The organism is Roseburia lenta (assembly GCF_014287435.1).
Taxonomy (GTDB): domain Bacteria; phylum Bacillota; class Clostridia; order Lachnospirales; family Lachnospiraceae; genus Pararoseburia; species Pararoseburia lenta.
The window spans coordinates 1-22,533 of the sequence record NZ_JACOPG010000005.1 but is presented as its reverse complement, the minus strand read 5'-3'; the positions used below and the strand labels follow the sequence as shown (position 1 = coordinate 22,533).

Annotated in this window: 18 protein-coding genes and 1 tRNA gene; 4 read left to right on the top strand and 15 right to left on the bottom strand. The window is 43.8% G+C overall.

All coding sequences use genetic code 11. From position 1 onward, the window contains the following. Positions 1 to 50 precede the first annotated feature (50 nt). The 3 genes from eda to uxuA all read right to left on the bottom strand — a co-directional run bounded on the left by eda (position 51) and on the right by uxuA (position 2,812). Entirely contained in the window at positions 51 to 683 is a 633-nt protein-coding gene (gene eda / locus H8R94_RS11470) for a bifunctional 4-hydroxy-2-oxoglutarate aldolase/2-dehydro-3-deoxy-phosphogluconate aldolase (protein WP_118281889.1), read from the bottom strand. Positions 684 to 873: 190 nt separating this feature from the next. Further along, positions 874 to 1,722 (bottom strand): SDR family oxidoreductase, encoded by an 849-nt coding sequence (locus tag H8R94_RS11465; protein WP_118281888.1) that lies wholly within the window; start codon positions 1,720 to 1,722, stop codon positions 874 to 876. Between the two features lie 34 nt (positions 1,723 to 1,756). Beyond that, positions 1,757 to 2,812, bottom strand: coding sequence for a mannonate dehydratase (uxuA, locus tag H8R94_RS11460; protein ID WP_118536112.1), 1,056 nt, complete (start codon positions 2,810 to 2,812; stop codon positions 1,757 to 1,759). A gap of 205 nt (positions 2,813 to 3,017) precedes the next feature. Here uxuA and H8R94_RS11455 point away from each other — a divergent pair, with 205 nt between their 5' ends. Next, complete coding sequence (locus tag H8R94_RS11455; protein WP_186854705.1) at positions 3,018 to 3,947, top strand: helix-turn-helix transcriptional regulator; 930 nt, start codon at positions 3,018 to 3,020, stop codon at positions 3,945 to 3,947. 3 nt (positions 3,948 to 3,950) lie between these two features. Here H8R94_RS11455 and H8R94_RS11450 read toward each other — a convergent pair whose 3' ends face one another. Both H8R94_RS11450 and H8R94_RS11445 read right to left on the bottom strand, forming a co-directional pair. After that, positions 3,951 to 4,763, bottom strand: coding sequence for a class I SAM-dependent methyltransferase (locus tag H8R94_RS11450; RefSeq protein WP_186854704.1), 813 nt, complete (start codon positions 4,761 to 4,763; stop codon positions 3,951 to 3,953). Positions 4,764 to 4,835: 72 nt separating this feature from the next. After that, positions 4,836 to 5,615 carry a class I SAM-dependent methyltransferase gene (locus H8R94_RS11445; protein WP_118536118.1) on the bottom strand — a complete coding sequence of 260 codons (780 nt, stop codon included), beginning with the start codon at positions 5,613 to 5,615 and terminating at the stop codon, positions 4,836 to 4,838. A 168-nt stretch (positions 5,616 to 5,783) separates the two neighbouring features. On the opposite strand from H8R94_RS11445, the gene H8R94_RS11440 reads away from it, so the two are divergent. Further along, the gene (locus H8R94_RS11440) at positions 5,784 to 7,739 is read left to right on the top strand and encodes a glycoside hydrolase family 31 protein (protein ID WP_118536120.1); all 1,956 of its coding nucleotides are present in this window, start codon (positions 5,784 to 5,786) and stop codon (positions 7,737 to 7,739) included. A 241-nt stretch (positions 7,740 to 7,980) separates the two neighbouring features. Here the strand turns inward: H8R94_RS11440 and H8R94_RS11435 are convergent, their stop codons facing one another. From H8R94_RS11435 to H8R94_RS11415, 5 genes are read right to left on the bottom strand one after another with little or no spacing between them, the layout of a single operon-like run. Then, on the bottom strand, positions 7,981 to 8,667 hold the full coding sequence (locus H8R94_RS11435) for an MBL fold metallo-hydrolase (RefSeq protein WP_118536122.1): 687 nt from the start codon (positions 8,665 to 8,667) through the stop codon (positions 7,981 to 7,983). Between the two features lie 11 nt (positions 8,668 to 8,678). Next, complete coding sequence (locus H8R94_RS11430; protein WP_118536124.1) at positions 8,679 to 9,926, bottom strand: glycerate kinase type-2 family protein; 1,248 nt, start codon at positions 9,924 to 9,926, stop codon at positions 8,679 to 8,681. Between the two features lie 12 nt (positions 9,927 to 9,938). Further along, the gene (gene garR, locus H8R94_RS11425; RefSeq protein WP_330428972.1) at positions 9,939 to 10,841 is read right to left on the bottom strand and encodes a 2-hydroxy-3-oxopropionate reductase; all 903 of its coding nucleotides are present in this window, start codon (positions 10,839 to 10,841) and stop codon (positions 9,939 to 9,941) included. 6 nt (positions 10,842 to 10,847) lie between these two features. Beyond that, on the bottom strand, positions 10,848 to 12,353 hold the full coding sequence (locus H8R94_RS11420) for an MFS transporter (RefSeq protein WP_118536128.1): 1,506 nt from the start codon (positions 12,351 to 12,353) through the stop codon (positions 10,848 to 10,850). Positions 12,354 to 12,364: 11 nt separating this feature from the next. Then, positions 12,365 to 14,344: an alpha-amylase family protein gene (locus tag H8R94_RS11415; protein WP_118536130.1), complete on the bottom strand. Its 1,980-nt coding sequence runs from the start codon at positions 14,342 to 14,344 to the stop codon at positions 12,365 to 12,367. 221 nt (positions 14,345 to 14,565) lie between these two features. Between H8R94_RS11415 and H8R94_RS11410 the strand changes: the two genes are divergently transcribed. Beyond that, positions 14,566 to 15,681, top strand: coding sequence for a D-2-hydroxyacid dehydrogenase (locus tag H8R94_RS11410; RefSeq protein WP_186854703.1), 1,116 nt, complete (start codon positions 14,566 to 14,568; stop codon positions 15,679 to 15,681). Between the two features lie 20 nt (positions 15,682 to 15,701). Continuing rightward, positions 15,702 to 16,949 (top strand): helix-turn-helix transcriptional regulator, encoded by a 1,248-nt coding sequence (locus H8R94_RS11405; RefSeq protein ID WP_186854702.1) that lies wholly within the window; start codon positions 15,702 to 15,704, stop codon positions 16,947 to 16,949. A 4-nt stretch (positions 16,950 to 16,953) separates the two neighbouring features. Here the strand turns inward: H8R94_RS11405 and H8R94_RS11400 are convergent, their stop codons facing one another. The 5 genes from H8R94_RS11400 to H8R94_RS11380 form a co-directional block, all read right to left on the bottom strand. After that, entirely contained in the window at positions 16,954 to 19,455 is a 2,502-nt protein-coding gene (locus tag H8R94_RS11400) for a glycoside hydrolase family 2 TIM barrel-domain containing protein (RefSeq protein ID WP_186854701.1), read from the bottom strand. 346 nt (positions 19,456 to 19,801) lie between these two features. Next, a tRNA-Leu gene (locus H8R94_RS11395) sits at positions 19,802 to 19,881 on the bottom strand. 71 nt (positions 19,882 to 19,952) lie between these two features. Continuing rightward, positions 19,953 to 20,738: a class B sortase gene (gene srtB / locus H8R94_RS11390; protein ID WP_186854700.1), complete on the bottom strand. Its 786-nt coding sequence runs from the start codon at positions 20,736 to 20,738 to the stop codon at positions 19,953 to 19,955. A 97-nt stretch (positions 20,739 to 20,835) separates the two neighbouring features. Then, entirely contained in the window at positions 20,836 to 21,195 is a 360-nt protein-coding gene (locus tag H8R94_RS11385) for a GNAT family N-acetyltransferase (protein ID WP_243069556.1), read from the bottom strand. 180 nt (positions 21,196 to 21,375) lie between these two features. Continuing rightward, positions 21,376 to 22,533, bottom strand: a 1,158-nt coding sequence (locus tag H8R94_RS11380; RefSeq protein ID WP_186854699.1) for a tyrosine-type recombinase/integrase, incomplete at its 5' end; no start/stop codon positions are given.

Here is a 22,533-nt window from a genome sequence, read left to right as displayed (position 1 = left end):
CCACGGATTCTAGCATCTGTGAGCGATTCTGTATGAGTCTATATAATGAATTAAGCGTTCTTTACAAGGTCTACAGCGCTCTTTGTCATAGCCTTGATCTCGTCAAACTTACCAGCCTTAACAAGATCACCCTTTACCATCCAGCTTCCGCCAGCTGCGATGATCTTTGGCTCAGCAAGATACTCTAAGATATTTGCTTCGCTTACGCCACCGGTAGGCATGAAACGCATCTGTGGGAAAGGAGCTGCCAAAGCCTTGATGGTCTTGAGTCCGCCAAACTGTGCTGCCGGGAAGAACTTTGCTACCGGAAGTCCATGGTTTACAACCATCATAAGTTCGGTTGGTGTGCATACACCTGGGAGAATCGGAATATTGTTCTCGCAGCAGTATGTTGTAACTTCTTCAGAATATCCCGGTGTTACGATGAACTTTGCACCACACTCGATTGCCTGCTTGCACTGCTCTACGTTTACAACAGTACCAGCACCAACGAGCATTTCTGGGAAAGCCTCGCTCATTGCCTTGATAGAATCAGCTGCAGCTGCTGTACGGAATGTAACCTCAGCTACTGGAAGTCCTCCATCGATCAAAGCCTGTCCCAAGGGAAGCGCATCCTTTGCGTCCTCAAGAACAACAACCGGAACGATCTTCAGTTCTTCAACTTTTTTTAATAATTCTTGCATTTCCATGATATATTACCTCTTTTCTATTCTATAACTCAATGTCATATCTCGTTCTCATTAAGGAAGTTCTGTTCGCTAGGTTCTACCTTCGCAATTGCTCGGTCTCACCAATCTCACAGAACGGCCTCGCACTAAGTTCGTCCTTCACCTTCGGCTCGGATTCACTAAGTTGCTTTCGGCCGCTTTCGGCTTATACCCCTGAGTATGCAGAGAAACCACCATCAACAGGAAGAACAACACCTGTGATAAATCCGGCTGCATCGTTGTTCAGAAGGAATAAAAGGCTTCCGATCAACTCTTCTGATTCACCGAAACGTCCCATTGGAGTAGCAGCAAGGATCTTGCCGGTACGAGGAGTTGGTGTTCCATCTTCGTTAAATAACAACTTAGCATTCTGCTTTGTTGAGAAGAATCCCGGTGCAATAGCGTTTACACGGATGCCAGCCTTTGAGAAGTGAACGGCAAGCCACTGTGTAAAGTTGCTGATTGCAGCCTTTGCTCCAGAATAGGCAGGAATTTTGGTGAGTGGAGTGAATGCATTCATTGAGGAAATATTTAAAATATTACATCCTTCTTTGTCTACCATATCCTGGGCAAAGATCTGTGTTGGAAGCAATGTTCCAATGAAATTTAGGTTAAATACAAACTCTACTCCGCTTGTATCCAAGTCGAAGAAAGAAATTGTATCAGCGTCGATATCACCATGCTCGAAGTATTCCTTGTCTGTAGTAGCACGTGGATTGTTTCCGCCTGCGCCGTTGATAAGGATATCGCATGTACCAAGATCAGCAACAACTGCTTCATGTGTTGCGATCAGGCTGTCTTTTTCCAAAACGTTTGTCTTGTATGCCTTTGCTACACCGCCTTCTGCTACGATTTCGTCAGCAACCTTCTGTGCAGCTTCTTCATTTAAATCAAGGACTGCAACCTTAGCACCAGCCTGTGCAAGTGCCTGCGCGAACATTCCGCAGAGCACACCGCCTGCTCCTGTTACAACTGCAACCTTTCCTGAAAGATCTGTGTTAAGTGGTAATTTCATCATTGTAAATTCCTCCTGTTATTTATTAAAACTATTAGTTGTTCTTATCCGCTTTTTCAACGGCTTCAAAAAGACCATTGATATAAGTTGCACCAAGTGCTCTGTCATAAAGACCGTAACCGGCACGACCTGTCTCGCCCCAGATCATTCTACCGTGGTCCGGACGAACATATCCTGTAAATCCGTTGTCATGCAGTGCCTTAACGATCGCATACATATCAAGGCTTCCGCAAGATGAAAGATGTGCTCTCTCCTCAAATCCGTTGTCAAGAACCTGTACGTTTCTAAGGTGTGCAAAGTGGATTCTTCCCATCTTTGCATACTTAGCAGCCATCTTTACAACATCATTTTTTGCAGAGCATCCCAAAGATCCGGTACAAAGTGTGATGCCGTTATGAGGATCGTCTACAAGGCTAAGGAAACGATCTAAGTTTTCCTCGCAAGTGATGATTCTTGGAAGTCCAAAGATGCTCCAGCATGGATCATCTTCATGGATAGCCATGTTTACGTCACATTCTGCTGCTACAGGAATGATCTTCTCAAGGAAGTACTGTAAGTTGTTCCAGAGATCATCTTCTGACAATTCCTGATACTGTGCTACGATGTCCTTTAACTCTTCTCTGGAGTAACTTGCATCCCATCCAGGAAGTGTCAGATCGCTGTCAGACTCGAGTGGATTTACCTGATCTACCTGCTCCTGATAATAAACAAGGGATGTAGATCCGTCTGGAAGCGGATGATCGAGTTGTGTTCTTGTCCAGTCAAATACCGGCATGAAGTTGTAGCATACGCACTTGATACCAGCCTCAGCAACACGGCGGATGTTCTCGCAGTAGTTCTCGATGTATTTGTCTCTTGAAGGCTTTCCTAACTTGATGTCTTCGTGAACCGGAATACTCTCGATCACTTCAAAGTGAAGACCAGCATCTTCTGTCTGCTTCTTTAACTTTGCGATTGACTCTCTGCTCCAAACTTCTCCAACAGGTACATCGTAAACAGCTGTTACGATAGAATCCATACCAGGAATCTGTCTAATCTGCTCCAATGTTACCTTGTCGTCTTCTCCATACCAACGGAATGATAATTTCATATAGACCCTCCTCATTTTTAAAAAATATTATGGGCTTTTTTGTTAGCCCTTATGTCTCATTTACTGTACCTATAATGTACAATCTTTCCCCTGACTTTGAAATCATAAAACTTGTTGTAAACATTGCAAAAGTTGTTGTTGCGGTGTAAAATCATAGGAGAAAAGATATTTGTACCGCGCAAATCACAGATAAAAGGAAAGAACCATGGCAAAACATTATCATTCACAATTCGACGAACGACAGGAAATGCAGACCTCGGATTTCGAGATCTTCTATTATGAAGACAAAGAAGCATCTGATGTATCCATGCATCGCCACGATTATTATGAGATATATTTCTTTTTGGAGGGAGATCTTTCCTATCAAATAGGAAAAAATATTTACCCCCTCCAATACGGTGATATCTGTCTGATTCCACCGGGCGTTTTTCATCGTCCGCAGTTTCACAGCAATGACAAGCCTTACCGCCGTATGGTGCTTTGGCTGTCGCCTGACTTTTTTGCACGATTGCAGGCACTGCATCCGGATATTACCTACAGTTTCAATTATGGGAATCAGATCTCCTGCCATCATTTTTCCTGTGACTTTGCCAATGCACAGATTCTCTTTGACAAACTAATCGACATCATAGAAGAACGTCAGCGCGATGTTCCTTTTCACGAAGCTATGATTTCCTGCTACATCGCGTCCCTGCTGCTTAGCATCAACCGCATTGTCTATATGGGTGAGCGCCCAACGGCTGCAAAAAGCGAACAGGGAAGCCTTTTTACCAGACTCTGCGAATATATCAATACGCATCTGGATGAAGATCTGAGTCTGAATGCCCTCTCGCGCGAATTTTATGTGAGCAAATATCACATTTCACATGTTTTTAAGGAAAATATGGGTATGTCTGTCCATCAGTACCTATTAAAAAAGAGGCTCTACGCCTGCAAGAACAATATTCTTGCCGGAGAGCCTCTGCGTGAAGTCGCCATGACTTATGGTTTTAAAGATTATACAAACTTTTTTAGAGCCTTTAAAAAGGAATTCGGTATCGGACCAAAGGAATATAAAGACTCCTTCGGCATTGTCGCCCAGCCACACAAAGAAGCAACCGATACCATAGAACATGCTGTGTTTGATGAGATTTAGGTCTTATTTTCTCGCCACGATCCCAAACATGGCATCCGGGATATGAAACTCGTCCATTTCTGCATAGATGCGTTTTCCAACGGTCTGATCTATAGACACATAAGAAAAACCTATCTTGCGCAGCACTTCTTCATCCCAGGATGGACGTGGCAGCGCACTGATGGAAAGCATGTGATAGATATCGTGACATTCTTCCTTTAGTAAATCACTCATCATATTATGTGCCTTATTCTCCGGCAGAGACAGATTATGTGCCCCCTTGGCATATTCCGCGTCAAAATTCAGAAGAATACCGCCCTTTTTCAAAAGGGCATACCACTTTCCATAAGCCTCGATCGGATGTGGCAGTGTCCAGGTCAGATTTCTGGTGATGATCACATCAAAACTTTCTGGGGCAAAGTCAGGATTTTCCGCATCCATGGTAAGTGCCTTTACCCGTTTTGCATCCAATCCATATTCTGCAATCATGCCATTGGCTTTTGCAACCATTTCCTCTGTCAGATCAATCCCTGTGACCTCAAATCCATGCTGTCCTAAAAGCACCTCAAAAAAGCCACTTCCACAGCCGACATCCAATACTTTTATCAGTGAAGTATCTTTATCAGCCACAGCCTCTGCCATCTCATCAGCATCTTCCATGGCGGCATCTGTGATCTTAGTCAGGATCTCTGTCAACCAGCGATCTGCCTTGTTGCTCTTCATCTCGTGCTTGCGAAGTTTGGCAAAGGAATCCGCACGTTTACTCCAATAGCCCTTTACCCGGTCTTTCACTTCTTCCGGTTGTTCTTCAAATGCAATTCTTTTTAACTCGCCCATATGAATTCTTGTCGCTTTCTAACCCTTCTATTATAGCGGGTGCATCCCGCATATTTCTCATAGTTCTGATGCCTATTTTTCAGCCCGCACCATAAAAATCGGTGTCGCCGCATAGTTGATCTGTTCCACTTCGGATAGGAGCAGGCTACCGATATCCCGCCTGCTGCTCACGCTCTGCACACCCGCTTCTTTTAAAACAGCCTCATCCCATGTCGGACGCTGCACCGGGGAAAGTGGCATCTGATAAGCGATCCGTTCCATGGCATCAATGTCCGTCCCCACATAGTGATCCTCCACGCCCAGTTCCTGTGTATTCTTACGGTCTTCCTCATAGGCTTGCCGCTTCTTTTCATCAAAAAGATAGCCATACCAGTTGGCATCAAAATTCAAAAGCAGGCCTCCCTTTTTTAAGACACGACACCACTCCTTATAAGCAACTGCCGGTTCCTGCAGATTCCATGTCAGATTCCGGGAGACCACCACATCAAAGGATGTATCCGCAAAGGTCAGCGCCTGGGCATCCATCTGTAGGAAACGTATCTTATCCTGCACACCGCAAGTCGCCGCATTGTCCTTTGCCTCTTTTAACATCACCTGTGTGTAGTCAATGGCTGTCACCACATAGCCACACTCCGCCAGAATGGCAGAAAAAAATCCGGGTCCGCACCCAATATCCAGAATATGGATATCGGATGGCTGGTGTCCCGGATAAGTCTTTTCTATTTCTTTTACCAAAAACTGCTTCCAATTCGTATGCTGCACGCCTGTCAGTTCTTCCTGATTGACCTTAGAATATCCGTCAGCGCGTCGGGTCCAATAGTCTTCGGTAGCCTTTAATAGGTTTTTATCCATGTTATTTATCCTCACCGACTACTAATTTACCACAGATGAGGCGGTTTCTACAAGACTTAAATTCTTTCCCATTTCCACGAAAAATTGTATAAAAGCGCAGGATTTTGTAAGACAGCCTCCCATGCATTTGTTAGAATATAGGCAAAAGAATACAAGGAGGTTTTTACTATGATCCAAAAATATATCTATGGCGATCCGATCGAAACGGATGCCGTCATAAAAGAGATCCCGACAAGCGAGGGGCATCCTTCTTATGGCACGATCTCAACGCAGGATGGCTTTTCCTTTACCTACATCATGCAGCCGGAGGATATCGTCTATGGGCTGGGCGAGTCCAACCGCGGCATCAACAAGCGAGGCTTCCTTTATGTCAGCAACTGCACAGACGAGCCCAACCATACGGAGGACAAGCAGTCCCTTTACGGCGCCCATAACTTTATCATTGTTGACGGAATCAATCACAGTTTCGGTCTTTTTGTTGACTACCCGACCAATCTAACTTTTGACATTGGCTACACCAGACAGGATACCCTGTCCATCACCTGTGCCGATGCAGACTTAAAACTCTACGTCATCGACGGCAGCGATGCCTATGACATCACCCGCCAGTTCCGTCACATCATCGGCCGCTCCTATATCCCGCCTCGCTTTGCCTTTGGTTTCGGTCAAAGCCGCTGGGGTTACGAAAAGCCGGAGGATTTCCGCAAGGTCGTTTCCGAACACCGCAAGGCTCATGTGCCACTTGACATGGTCTATATGGACATTGATTACATGGACGGCTACAAGGATTTTACGGTAAATACAGAGGCTTTTCCTGACTTTAAGGGATTTGTTGACGAAATGAAGGAAGACCACATCCATTTAGTACCTATCATTGATGCCGGAGTTAAGATCGAAGAAGGCTATGATGCATATGAAGAAGGCCTTGCCGGTGATTATTTCTGTAAAAAAGAAGATGGTTCTAATTTTGAGGCGGCGGTCTGGCCGGGACTGACGCATTTCCCGGATGTCTTAAATCCTGCTGCAAGAGCGTGGTTCGGTCAAAAATATGATAGCCTCTTATCGCAGGGAATTGACGCTTTCTGGAATGACATGAACGAACCGGCAATCTTTTATACACCGGAAGGAATGGCAGAAAAGCAAAAGATAACCAAAGAATTGCTCTCCGGCGACTCCAAGTATCCGCCAGTGGCAATTTTCTATCTCATGTCCGGAAATGATATTTCTTCGGACTATGCCCGTATGTATCACAAGATTGACGGCAAATTAGTCTGCCACAACAAAGTACACAATCTGTTTGGTTACAACATGACAAGAGCCGCATCCGAAGCCTTTGCTAAACTTGTTCCTGATCGACGCATCCTATTATTTTCGCGGTCTTCTTATATCGGTATGCACCGTTATGGCGGCATTTGGACCGGCGACAACAAGTCCTGGTGGAGTCACATTCTGCTCTGCCTGAAGATGCTGCCGGGGCTGAATATGTGCGGTTTCCTTTATGTCGGCTGTGACTTAGGTGGTTTCGGAGAAAATACCACAAGAGATCTGCTCCTGCGTTTCTTAGCGCTTGGCGTCTTCACACCGCTCATGCGCAACCATTCTGCAACCAGAACGCGCGAACAGGAATTTTATCAGTTTGAAGATCCTCAGGACTTTGCAGCAGTCATCGGTGTCCGCTACCGTCTGCTTCCTTATCTCTACAGCGAGTATATGAAAGCTGCACTTGGCGATGACCTTTATTTCAAGCCGCTGGCATTCACTTATTCGGATGATGCCGTGGCAAGACAGATCGAAGATCAGCTTATGCTTGGAAACGAGATTATGATCGCTCCGGTTTACACCCAGAATGCTGCCGGTCGCCCGGTCTATCTGCCGGAAGAAATGATTTTTGTCAAATTCCTTGCAGATGGCACTATTTTACAAGAAAAGTGGGAAAAGGGCTGGCATTTTGCAGAAGTTGCCTTGAATGAAGTTCCGCTTTTTATCCGCAAAGATCACAAGATCCCGGTGGTCGATGTGGCAGAATATGTAGATGCCATCGATATGACAACACTGCAATATATCGGATATACAGATGCCGATTACGAACTTTACACCGATGATGGTATCACACCAATCGCATAAAAAAGAATGTGCCTTGGCACCATAAAGGACAGCGTTTTTGCGCTGTCCTTTTTAATACACATTTTTCAACATTTCCACATCATATCCGGTTTCCCAGAATGTCTGAAACTGATTCAACTGCATAATGTCCGGCTGATGGAGAACATACTGGGTCTGAAGGTGAGGACTTTTTTTCTGATATTCCTTCGGTGTCATATGCATCATTTTCTGAAAAACCCGGTAAATTTTGTTTGCATTTCTTCTATGCTTTTATATCTATCTGCCTTCCATCTGCATAACGCAGCGTAACCGCTGGATATTCATCACTGTTTTCATGTAATAAATCCAACATGCCATCATGCCCCGGATAAATATATCTGGCATTCTCCTTGATCCGTTGTATGGATCTCCTGCTTTGCTCCAAATTCTGGCTCATCAAGGGAATATTCTTCCATAATTCATAGCGGTTTTTCATGGCATCCGAGCATAAAATCGTCTCCGCTCCACAGCGCAGACCGATAAGCCCCGGTGTGTGTCCCGGCAATTCCATGACAGACACCTCCTCTGAGATGATATCTCCTTCTTTTACAAAACGCAGATTTCCTCTTTTCTCCAAATACGCCAGCGTCTGGATGCTATGCCACTCATCCGGCGTTTGATTTGCACTCTCCCACTCGATCTTATTAAGCAGAATTTCTGCATCGGAAAACAGCGGTAGGTTCCCAACATGATCAAAATGCAGATGACTGATGACCACATGCGTGATATCTTCCGGCTTCATCCCTGCCTTTTCCAATGCTTCTTTTAATTGCAAAGCGCATCCTTTTGATCCGCAGTCATACAGTATGTTTTTCTCGTCATCACACGCTATCAGAACAACCGTACTGTAACCGACAATTCCATATTCGGTCATAAAGGGCTTACCTTCCAATAAGGTCTTTACTTTCATCTTGTCCCCCCCTATCCGATCAAAGCAACCCAGAAGTCATTGACATTCGTTCCGGTAGGTCCTGTCATTACCAAACCGTCAATGGCCTGTAGTCCATGATAGCAATCATTATCCTGTAAAATCTTTTCGTAAGACAATCCTGCGTTCTTTAAGGCTTCATAAGAATCTCCATCCACATAGCCGCCTGCTGCATCTGTCGGACCATCCGTTCCGTCGGAGCCTACAGAAAAGATTGCCATATTCTGCTGTCCGGCGATAACTTTCATCGCTGAAAAAGCAAGTTCCTGATTCCGCCCACCTTTTCCTTTGCCACGCAAATGTACGACAGTCTCTCCTCCGGCAATCAGTGCCATCTTTTTCTCCCCCGCATCGTCATGTTCCCTCAGACACAACTGCGCCAGATTCCAGCCAACCTCTCTTGCCTCTGCCGTCACATCTTCCGCTAAGATTCTCGGCTCATACCCCAGTTCTTTACAGGCTTTCTGTGCCGCCTTGCATAACTGTCGTACACTGCCAATAATCTGCGTATGGACATTATGCAGTTCTTTGGGGGTTTCATCCGCCAGACACTTTTCTGCCGCCGCGCTCAGTCGTAATTTGTATTTTTTTGCAATTTTTCCTGCATCCTCACAGGTAGACGCATCCGGATATGCAGGTCCAGATGCAATCATATCCATTGGGTCTCCCACAATATCCGATAGAACAACAGTTTCTACCATGGCCGGCATACAAGCCAGCGCAAACCTGCCACCTTTTACCTCCGAAAGACGTTTTCGAATGGTATTCATCTCTACGATGTCAGCCCCACTGGCAAGCAACTGCTCTGTGATATCCGATAATTCTTTCTTTGAGATTCTGGGTTTTTCAAACAGGGCGCTGCCACCGCCTGAAACCAGAAATAATACCATGTCTTCCTCTGTCAGATCTTTTACCATGGAAAGAACCTCTTGCGTTCCTTTAAAACTATTTTCATCCGGTACCGGATGTCCTGCCTCCACACAGTGGATACGTGGTAACTGCCCCATAACATGATGATATTTTGTTATAACAATACCCTTTTCATACTTGATTCCATTTTCCTGCAAATAGGAAACCGCAGCATTCGCCATCTGCCATCCTGCTTTCCCGATCGCCACAATATAAACATGCTCTGAGAACACAATGTTACTCAGAGCACGTCTTACTGCCGCATCAGGTTGAACGGATGCTATCGCCTCGTCTATGATCTGTTTCGCATCCTTTCTTAACTCCTGATTCATTCTTTATATCTCCTATCTACCAATCCGAATATCTGTCAGGTATTCATAATACTGCACAATTGCACTATGATCCTTCTGTCCGCCCTCATGATTATGCATCCACTGCATAATTTCCTGCACTTCAGCGGTCATCGGTAGCGGAGCGCCCACAGTATGTGCACAATCCAGAGCATTATTAAGATCTTTGATATGCAGATCAATCTTAAATCCCGGCTTATCGTTTCCGGCAATCATCATAGGCGCTTTTGCATCCATGACGGTTGAACCAGCCAAGCCACCACGAATTGCCTGAAAAACAAGTTCCGGATCAACCCCTGCCTTTTGTGCCAGTGTAAGAGCCTCTGACAGTGCCTGTATATTGCAAGCAACAATAATCTGGTTTGCCAATTTGGTAGTATTTCCGGCACCAACCTCTCCACATCTTACCACGGATGATCCCATGGTTTCAAGCAGCGGACGATAAGTCTCCACCAGTTCTTCTTTTCCGCCAACCATAAAACTCAGACTTCCGTCGATTGCCTTTGGTTCACCACCGGAAACCGGTGCGTCTAACATATCAATATTCTTTTTCGCCAACACTGCTGCAATTTCTTTGCTTGCAACCGGATTGATAGAACTCATGTCAATAAACATACTACCTTCCTGCATATAAGCAGCAACACCATTCTCTCCCAGCATAACTTCTTTCACTTGCGGAGAGTTTGGCAGCATGGTCATGACAACATCACACTGTCTGCCGATTTCCTCATAAGTAGCAGATTTTGCACCACAGGCTTCCATTTCATCCAAGACATCCTGATGTCTGCCGTTCACTAAGACATCCGTATATCCACCCTTAATGATATTTTTCACCATGGGTTTTCCCATAATTCCAAGACCAATAAATCCTATTTTCATTTCATTCACCTCAAGCACTTCTATTTATTTTCTCTTTTGCTTCTTCATTTCAGCAATGTTCTCCTGAATCTCAGCCATGCGGTCATAATCCAATTCATAGAACTTCATGGCAATGATATTACACAGCCATCCGAGAATTGGAAACCCATACGTTAGAATAACCGTTACCCAGAAGATTGGCCAGGTTGCCGCATCTCCCATCTGCGGCATTACCGTCTTATATCCGATTGCTGCAACCGCAACTGCTGCAATCGTAGAGCCAAAGGAGGCAATTATTTTTTCTGTCAGAGAATAAACCGCACCAACGGTTCCCGGCATATAGTTTCCGGAACGCTCCAATTCATAGTCAATAACGTCTGCTCGCATCATTCCTTCAGCAACATTTAGGATCATCTTGGATGCATTAACACCCATGGTAAATACCACATAGACCATCATGACTACGCCACCTTTTCCGATCTGCGCCATACCTGTTGGTCCAAGGTATAACAAAAAGGCAAAGATTGCTATATTGATAAAGATATTAACAGCAGACCATACCTTAGTTGCAACCTTTACTCCTTTCTTGGCAATATAAACACCACCCAGAAATACAAAGACAAAACTAATAATCGTACCCGCATTCGTAATCATTGTCGCCGCCTTATAGTTGGCAATCAAAATACCATTTAACATGGTAAGCACAATCGTCTGGGTTGCGCTGTTAGATGCGATTTTATCTGTAATACCTGTCACCAGATAACAACGCATAGGAACATTTTCTTTAAAGATGTTTACGATTTCCTTAATACCTACCTTAGTCTGCTTGCCACCCATGGCAACCATTTCTCCCAGGATTTCCGGTGTGTCGATTCTGTGCAGACCAATGAAGGAAAACATTACGAAGATAAAAGCCGTAATGATAAAGATAACACATGCCTCACTCAGACTCTCCACATTATATTGGTTGTCATACTTTGGCAAAACTGCAAATGCCAGAATGGTATTGACAAGAATTGGTCCAATGTACTGATAAACCGTGGTAACAAAGGTAACAAACGGACGCTGCTTTGGATCATTGGTCAGTGCAGAACTGATGGTAGATGCTCCACCAATAGACATGATCGTGTAGCCGATAACAAACAAAGCATACACCAGACAAAACACAACAATTCCCGCAACGCCACTAAATTTTCCTGCCAGAATACGGAACATCAAAAGTGCCGCAATAGAACAGGTTCCCCAACCAATCAAAAGGAAGAGTCGAATCTTTCCTATATGTTTAAACACGGGCAGTCGATCATAAATAATGGCAACAACCGGATCTGTCACTCCGTCAAAAATTGTCTTAGCCTGAATGATAATACCGGTTACTGTGACCGCAATACCAAATCCGGCATTCATTGCATAAGAAGCATACATCATAAGGACATAAAATGCCATTTTCGCTGCACTGGTTCCTCCTGCAAATATCATTTCCCATGGTTTTGCCGTACGATATTTGGGATCGTTACTACCAAACATTCCAGCAAATATTTTCTTTAAATTCATAAAAACCTCCTTTAATAAATACGAATTGCCTCATATCCATGCAGGCAATCCAGTTTTATCCCCTTATCTGTCCGTATTACATGACCGCCATTTAAGGCATCCATGTTTTTATCCGCACCGCATGCTATCTCAATGAAAATATCGCGGATTGGTAAAGGCTCACAATAAGTATGATGAGCAAAAGCGCCTGATAAATTGATAAGATGTATCACCTTTCCGGCTTCGCCTTCGGTCACTGCCAACTCACACATAGGAGTTAGTGTCGGAGCGATGCTCTTGATACCTGCAAGACTGCAAACAATATCTTTTAAGAAATCATAAGAATTGTCATAGCCAAATTCGTAATAAAAAGCAGCTATGCGAAATGGAATATATAGGCTTTTCCCGCTTCCATAGTCCCTCTCATACACTCCTGCTATCTCGGTTTTCTCCTTGGAATAACAGATCTCTGGTGGTCCAAACGGCTGATCGGGAATCATACGCAGGTATGTTTTTGCGCCTTTTCTACGTGTGCCTGTCACAACCAAATCTCCTGGCACAATGCAATCCACGCCCGATTCCTTACAGGACACCCACGCTTCTTTCTCTCCATCCGAAAATTGAAAAATTGCTGAGCGCACTTTCTTCTTTTCTATGATTTTATCCATGCCCAGACATTGTAATCCCATATGCTTTCTTGCCTGATGTCTCTCATCACTCACAGATGAACATCCATCTGCAATCAATGTTCCACCCTTTTCCACAAAAGAATCCAGCATCTCGCACTGTGTATCCGACATCGACACGACATCAGCCAGAATAACTGCATCATATCGCTTTAGCAAAGGCGCAGATACTTCCCCAATCTTTTGTTCATCAAACGGAATGTGCAACTGCGTCAATACCTGTACCCAGCCATCTGCCTCCGGATCATTTCTTCCCATCAGAGGCTTTTCTATCAGAAGCACACGCGCTGCTGATTGCTGCCCCCGAAAAAGATCTTCATGTTGTGCAAAAAAATCGAACGCTTTTTTTGAGGCTATTATTCCTGACTGATCTGCACTTTTTCCCAAGGTTCCAAGCAAATAAAGGCTGGTACTTCCTGCATATGCCAGATTCTGCCATTGTCGTATTTCCAGAATCCCTCTGGATATGCTGCTGTGGCGATATCGAAAAGCCATATAAACAGCGGATGCATCATCCACAACCTTGTCATGTAAAGGTCCTGCTATTCTTCTCGCATTGACCGATGCATCATAAACCCATGCGTGATGGTTGACATCCTGATTGCACTCTGTCCGAAAATAATCAAACCCATTGATAGCATTATTCTCATTGATTTCCTTCACGACTTCGTACATCCTCTGTTTTTGTTTTTTGCTACATGCACCAATAAAGGCCATATAGCGTCCAAAAGCCGGATCTTTGGGATTCAGGCTATCCGGTATCTCCATTCCGGTCTGCTCTTGAAACAATCGTCTGCAATTCTTGCAATGACATGGCTCATGAACCTGTAATTCATAGTCCACAACAAAGGTAGAACTCATATTGCAAAACAAACCATCAAAGTCATATTTTGAAAAAAGTTCTCGCAGAATATCATATACATACCTCTGTTGGTAATCTCCATTGATACAAGTCTGCACATAGCCATTATAAATCAGCGGCTGTCCCGAACTCTGGCGATATGCCCACTCCGGATGCTGTTCATACAATGTTTCATGTACTTTTGAAAAATCACAGCGGGCAATCACCCGAATGCCGGCCTTATGACATTCACGAAGTATATCAGCCAAAGTATCTCCTGTCAGATAATCACTCTGCTTCTGTTGCGTAACTTCCGTCGGATAACTTGCAATAATACCAGCAGCATTTAGTGTCACAACCGTTGCATGATATTGTTTCAACTCCTCTACATAAGATTTTGCATCCATATCTGCCATATCAATCTCACGTAAATTGGTCTGCACCATACGCCACGGAAAAGTTTTCCACCATCTGGTGTCGCTCATGTTCCTTCACCTCCTCCTTTGAAGTTGCCCTCATTATAAAAACGTGTTATGATCTTGTATATATCTGTTTTCTGTTTTTTATATCTGTTTTCTCCCTTTCTATATTTTGTATCGTTTCTGGATATATTTTAACTATTTTAAGTATAAACAAATCTCCGGTGGCTTGTATAATAAAGTCACATCCATTCCAAAACGTTTGTAACTGAAAGGAGATTAAACTAATGAATGAGATCAGAAAAGTAGTATCTACATTGTGGTACGACAAAGATAACTACCACACCTTGCGTAATGTATTTCCAAACGCAGAATTTGTATATGTAGACTTTTATGACAAAGAAAAATTGGAGCAGGAAGCAAAAGACGCAGACGTGGCTCTTGTACTGGGCGATGTCCCGGATTGCCTGCTAGGCGAGAACTCTCTAAAATGGATTGCCTGCGACCATGCCGGACTGAATGGCTCTGCTCGCCCAGAGGTATTTGCAAAAAATATTTTTGTGACGGGTGCCGCCGGAAGAAGTGCCCCTGTTCTGGCAGAACACTGCATCTATTTTATGCTGCAATCCTGCTATCACACCAAAGAACTTTTGACTGCCCAGGAAAAAGGTCAATGGGGTGTTGACGGATCGGACAAATGGCGTGGTCTGTACGGAAGAAAAGTCGCTATACTGGGTATGGGTAATAACGGTCGTATGCTTGCCGACCGCCTGCAGGCTCTTGGCATGGAAATCTATGCCTATGACAAATATCCAGTCAAAGGATATGATTACATTTCTCACAAATACTGCGGTCTGAATGGCGACACCTTAGATCCTATTTTAGCCGAATGTGACTTCATCGTTCTGACACTGGCTCTAACCGATGAAACTTATCATATGTTTGATACAGAAGCATTCCGTAAAATGAAGTCCAATGCCGTCCTCATCAATATGGCACGTGGTGGCATCGTGGATACTGCTGCCCTGACACAGGCTCTAGAAGACGGAGCGATTGGCGGTGCCGGGCTCGATGTAATAGAAGAAGAACCATTCCCATCCGACCACCCTCTTTGGAGAATGCCAAATGTCTATATCACACCACATATGACGCCTCAGGTTCCCAACCGCGCTGGCCGAAGCATTGAGATCATCCGAGAAAACGCACGTCGCTTTGTAGCAGGAGAACCAATGTTAAATCTCTTAAAACCAACCGATACCTTCCAAAGCGGAAATGGCAATAGCGGCTGGGCAAGACTAACACAATCCAACCTATCCAAAGAAGAGATTGCCAAAATTCCTCTGGAAAAATTCTTAGGGAAACGTGGTTGGACAGATCCTAGTGAATGGAATTATCTAGACTAAAAGAAAGGAAGATATCATCCATGGAAGAATTGAATTCATTGACAAAACCTACTTTGACCGATGTGGATATTCAAAACCGCCTCTCACTGCTGTTGGAGTTTCTCCAATGTAATGAGGTCTTGTATCTTTGGCAGTATGATACCGAAGGCAATTGTCTTTGGACCAATTCTTCTCTTCCTATTTATGATACCATGCTCCGCCATGCCAAAGACTTCGATGAAATCATCGCTTTTGGTCAGGATCATGATACCCCTCTAATGATCACGTCACTCACCGGAATGATGTGGTCTGTCGTTTATCAAAAGGATATCGCTCATCAACTAAGCCGCATTCATATCATTGGTCCGGTCTTTACAGCCATGCTCTCCGACGATACGATTGCCCTATTGCAAAAGCGCCCCGATATACGAGAACACTGGAAGGTCAAATTATACGATTATCTGCGTCAGGTTCCTGTTGTTACAACAACAAATTTTATCAAATACACACTTATGCTTCACTTTAGCATAAACAACGAACATTTGAAGCCATCCGACATCACCTATGCCGACTTTAACTATGATTCTTTTGCAGATAGATCGACGAAATCGGTAGATTATGCTTCCTATTGGGCTAGAGAAAATGTCATGCTCGATATCATACGAACGGGCGATATCTATCGCAAATCATCACTTGGTCCGGCGTCTGCACACCTTAGCAATATGCAGCCACACAATATCCAGGAGTTGGAACGTACCCGTCAATACACCATCATATTTATCGGTCTGTGTATCCGCGCTGCGATTGATGGTGGCGTATCTCCGGATACGGCATTTTCCCGCGGCAATATTTATTTAAACAACCTATCTCATGCCAAATCCTATGGTGATATCACAGCGTCTGCCCAGTTGGCCTTTGATGATTTTCTCTTTCTGGTTCACAACCATCTGCACTTAAATCAATATTCTGAAAATATCAAAGCCTGCATCGACTACATCGAACTTCATACAGACGATGACCTAAATATTCCTCTGTTGGCTGAAAAAATCGGTTATAGCGATTACTATCTGTCAAAGAAATTCAAAAAAGAAGTAGGCGTCAATATCAACGCCTACATCAAAAAAGCCCGGGTGCAAAAAGCCGCCTATTTACTTGTTTCTTCCAAAATGAGTATTCAGGAGATTTCTGATATGCTCCACTTTGGCAATCGTAATTTCTTTTGCCGTGCCTTTAAGGAAGAAATGCATACAACACCGGCGGCGTTCCGCACCAGCCATCAAAAATATTAGACACTTATCCTACGATCACGCGGCTCTCTGCATGACCTAATCCTTCTGCCTCCACATGTACACCTGCCTCTCCGGCTTCTGTACCGGCACGAAGGATGACCTGCCATCTGCCCTCAAAGGATGTAAATTCTCCCTTGGTGTAATTTTCCTCGGTCTGGCCTCTGCCTGTTCCAAAGCCCGCCAGACTTGCAGCACCTTCTACTGAAACCTTTGCTAGCGTATCCTCAGCTGTCGGTACCCAGTTACCTTCTGCATCTACGATTTCGACGATGCCATAAGCAAGACTTTCTCCATCTGCAGCAATCTGATTCTTTTCCATAGTGATCTTAAGTCCAACCGGCTCTCCCACCGTTTTTACTTCATCACGGGATACTTCCTGTCCATCCTGATAACTGATCGCTGTCAGAGTGCCTGCCTCATATGTCACTTCAAATTCTGCCTTGAAATGGCATTCTGCCCCCGCTGGTTTTTTGCCAAGAGACTTGCCGTTTAACAGAAGTTCCACTTCCTCAGCACGGCTGTATACGTCTACGCTTACTGCTGTCCCATTTTCACAATTCCAAGACCAGTGGTTTCCGCCTTCTGCCCATCCATAACGGCCGATCAGGGCGATCTTTCCATTGTTTTTCGGATCTTTTGCAAAAATATAAGTATCGTTTGCACCCCAGATGATCTGATGATATCTTCCCTGGGCTCTGACATTTCCGCAAAGGTCAAAGTCTCCTGCCTGTGCCAGACGCCAAGGATAAGCTGCGTAGTTTAACATTCGAGACATCTGTGGCACTTCTTCTTCGCTACAATAAATGCTCTTTCCAATACCTGCTTCTCCAATGTAATCCATGCTTGTCCAGAGGAAATCTCCGATCACATACGGAAGGCGCTCTACATCTGACCAATAATCTTCAAATTGCCCCGGCTTGCTCTCTGTACAAAGAATCACACGATCCGGGAAAAGTTCATGGCTAGTCTCATAATGATAGTTCAGGTAATTGTAACCGACCACATCCCAATCTTTAACAAATGGGGCAGTATATTCCATCCAGATCTTCTTGCCGTAAGAATTATCCATATTTATGACAGAACCACCTTGCGGCATCTCTTTGTGGAAAGTCTGCCAAAAAGCTGCATTGTCCTCATTATCCAAGCCTTTAAAGAAAGAACAAAGTGCTCCGCTGACCAGTCTTGTGCTGTCCATATTTCGCACTGTTTTTGCCAGCATAGCAGAAACCTCATATCCTGCAGCCATACCGCCCTGTTCGGTCAACTCATTACCAATGGACCAGAAGAAAATAGACGGATGATTGCGGTCGCGTCTTACCATAGCCTCGATGTCTTTGATACCATCCTCTGCAAACTGATGACTGAAATCGAAACTATTCTTAGGCAGATTCCAAACATCAAAGGCTTCATCAAAAACAATCATTCCCAGTTCATCACAGATATCTAAGATCTGCTCTGATTGCGGATTGTGCGCCAGACGAAGAGCATTGTATCCATTATCCTTATGCAGTTTTACCTTGCGGTACTCGGCATCGTAAAAACTTGCCGCACCCAGGATTCCATTGTCATGATGGATACATCCACCTTTCAACTTGATGGATTTTCCATTTAAAAGGAGTCCATTTTTAGCATCTGCTGTGATGGTACGAACACCAAAGCTTGTCGTAATCTCATCCTCGTAATCGGTCTGTGCCATCAAATCCTGGCGGTTGTCCAGAGACATATGAACATTACCAGTTGATGTAAGACTCAACTGTGCCTTCACTTCGTAAAGATAAGGATTCTCGGTATCCCAAAGTTCTGCATTTTCAATAACAAAAGCCTGTGGAACTACTTGACTTGTTCCTGCCGGAAGGCTGATCTTCTGATAGCGCACAGCCACTTCCTCGCCTGTGTCCTTTTTTGCAGCGCTGAGTTTTAAGAATCCTTCTGCATCGCCGCTTGCCTTTGCCAGATCATTGACTACGGTAATCTCTGCCTTACAAAAAGCATGGCCATTTGTAATATGATCGGTATATACAAAGATCCCGTCATGTGCTATATGAAATGCCGGTGCGCTTAAAAGGTTGACACCGCGATACAAGCCGGCGCCGGAATACCAACGACCGTTTGGATCATCATCGGTATGAACGATTACCTGAATCTCGTTGTCTCCTACCTTCAAAAACTTGCGGATATCCATGGTAAATGGCGTATAACCATAGGCATGACTGCCGACCGGATTGCCATTGATGAGAACTCTTGTCTTTCCAAAACATCCTTCAAAATGTAAAAGCATGGTATCCGTCATTTCTTCTTCTGTCAGCGTAATGGTCTTTAAGTAAGTTCCCGCACTTCCCTTATAAAATCCGCTCTCAGCCTTCCCCGGAGCATCCGGCGTTACATCTGTTTCCACCATGAAATCATGTGGCAGATTGACTTCCTTTGTCTGCTGCGGCATCATAGGGATACTTGACTTTTCCCCTGCCATAAACACCCAGCCACGATTCAAACTTGTTTTTTTCATACCAACCTCCTATGCTATACATTATAATCTTACTTGTATGATTACATTTTTATATATTTGATCATAGCCGGTTTTGCAGATTTCTTTAATACAAAAATTCGTTTTTTTATGTATAAATTAGTAAGAAAGAATGTGCCTTTTTTATAATACAGCTCATCAAAAATTCTGCTTTTGTTTTCTTGGAATAAAAGCATAGATTTTCGAATGATAAATTGAATCTATAGAAATATGAACCTCGCTCATATAAAGATCACACCAGAAACAAATATGCTTTGCTAGATTATAACATCCGGCAAAGCATATTTGCAAAAACTTTTTTCAATTGTGACACGTTCCGTTATGATAATACGGGCAACAGGACTTGAACCTGCACGGTCTCCCACTAGAACCTAAATCTAGCGCGTCTGCCAATTTCGCCATGCCCGCACGTATATCTGCGTTTCACAGTTACTTAGAAAGATTACCACATTACCAATCGATTTTCAAGTCTAGCTTTCCTAACGATAGGATGTCGTATGTATCAACTTCCCTACGACAAGAAAACGCCGGTCACTCTGACTGCCAATGCAGGTAGAAAGAACCAGAAGTTTGTCATCTGCCGTTACTTCCACACCTTTTCTGACATGGGTAATACTTCGCCCTTCTTCTGCACATGATTTCAGTGAATCGAGAAACTGCTGTACACCATCTGTTGATTTCAAATCAAACATTGCCGGAATATAATTATCATTGTAATTGTAGACGCCAAAAATCTGATAGGTATAAAGCGCCTCCGGGGTCTCAAATGTCATAGTCTCATTCTTCTCAAAAAAATCAGCATCATCAAACAAATGCAAGGATCCAAACATCGTATCCGCGCGCATATCATGCCCATATAGAATCGTAATGGCATCCGACATGTCCTTGCTGTTGCAGGCATTGCTGTAAATGGCTCCCGCCGTAGTCTCGACGTGGTTCATGTCATGACTCAGATAATAATTATCTTCTTCTGTCTGCAAGACCGGATAATCCACAATGGTATTCGCCACGTTGATCCAGCCGTACACGTCCGCATTTTGCTCCTGCAAAGATGCAAAATCATGGATAGGCGATGCCTCCGCTACCGGTTCTTCCGTCTTTTCCTGCTTTTGCCGCATCTTGGCATATTCCGCCTCTGCAAAATCATTTTGATGCTGCTGATAAATATATATCCCCAGACAAAGGGCTGCCGCCAGTACGATCACCGCACTGATCAGGCGAAGTAGTCGCTCATGCTTGTCCTGATCTCTTTTGTTCCTTTTCATCCTATCTGCTCTCCTATAACACTAACTATCTACTATTATGATGGTAAGAGGCAGATTTTGCAAGTAAAGACCGAGGCACGTCCAAATGGGACACTCCTTATGGCAAAAGGAACGTCCCTAATGTCCTCTTCGGATATATCCGTTCCAATTCAAACCATATCTTCTTACCAATACCATTGCTCTGAACTCCGTTCTTTACAAAAAGCAGGTCAAAATGGTTATGCTGTGTACTCTCATTGATAATAACAACTGCACCGCCCACCATTTCTCCATCGACAACAGCTTTATAGACAGCAGAACCCTCCGCATTCACCGACTGGTCAATGTCCTTTTCAGGCAGAATAACAGCATCTGTTTTCCCGAAAACATCTTCAAAACCTTTCTGAAATGCCTCCTGCATATCAGACTTGTATTGCGTTAATTCTTTTGGTTCTATACAAACTAATTGGAAGGTCATTTTATATCTATCTCCTCAAAAATACCGATTTTCTTAATTCTACAAACTGGAATTTATATAATTATCTCTCTAACTTTCCCCATTTTATAGGCTTTCCCGCCTGTCCATTAGTGAAATGATATGTAGTTTCCCTTATTTTTACCCTTATGAGATAATCACAAGGGAAATAAGGGAATTTTTTTAATCATTGCCTACCACTTTATCAAGAAGCCTAACTGATTTTCGTTTAGCATCTCTTGTGGAGTGAGCATAGACATTCATTGTGGTACTTACATCTGAGTGTCCTAACAGTTCCTGCACATCTTTTGGGGCAGCTCCATTTGCTAAAAGGTTGCTTGTATAGGTGTGACGTAACTGGTGGAAATGAAAGCCTTCAAATCCCTCTAATGTTTTTGCCACCTTTCTGCAAACAGTCCCCAAAGTAGTTGGAAGTTCCAGACAACCATCCGGTCTTAAACAGACGAAAGAAATTTCTTTATAATCTGCCGGGACTTCCTCTGTTCTGTCTAAGCAATAATATTCGTAGTACACTCTGTTTTTCTCTTTGACCTCTTTGTAGTAGTTCGTGTGATAAAGTTCTCCGTACTGCATTCGATTTTTTAACTGCTCTTTCCGGGCATTGCGGAAAATCTCTACCAGCGTATCTCCAAAATCAACAATCCTCACTTTTTTCCGCTTGGTTGGTCCGATGATATATTTGCGCTTTGAGCCATCATATCGGATGCTGCGTCTTATGGTAAGGCATTGTTCTTCCAGATTTACGTCCTGCCATGCCAAACCACAGGCTTCTCCAATACGAAGCCCGGCATAATAGGCTATCTGGATTGGAAGTATTGCGGCTGGGTTCTTTTTTTGAAGATACGCAAGCAGTCTTTCATAATCTTCTCGTGAAATTGGTTGGATATTTCCGTCCATGTCCTCATCCGAAAACAAATCAACTTCGTCCGTCTGATACCGCAGTTTAATATACTGCATGGGATTGAACGTAATATACTGTTTTGGAAATACTGCAAAGCGGAAAGACTGCTGCATGACTGCGGAAAAAGAATGGATGTAATCTTTGCTGTAACCCTTTCTCTCTTTTCCATCGGGATGAACTCCCCCGAAGGAAAGCAAATCAAAGAAAGATTGCAAATGCTCAGAGGTTACATTTTTTAATTTCCGTTCTGCCAGCGGATGTTTCTTAATATTTCGGATTGTTCCGAGGTAATTCTCCACAGTACCATTGCTGAGCGTACCTGTTTTTAATTCCTCCTCTGCCCACACATCCAGAAGTTGTCCGACTGTGAGATTTTCCGCTTTGGCAACAAATTTCTTTTTCTCATAATCATCCATTGC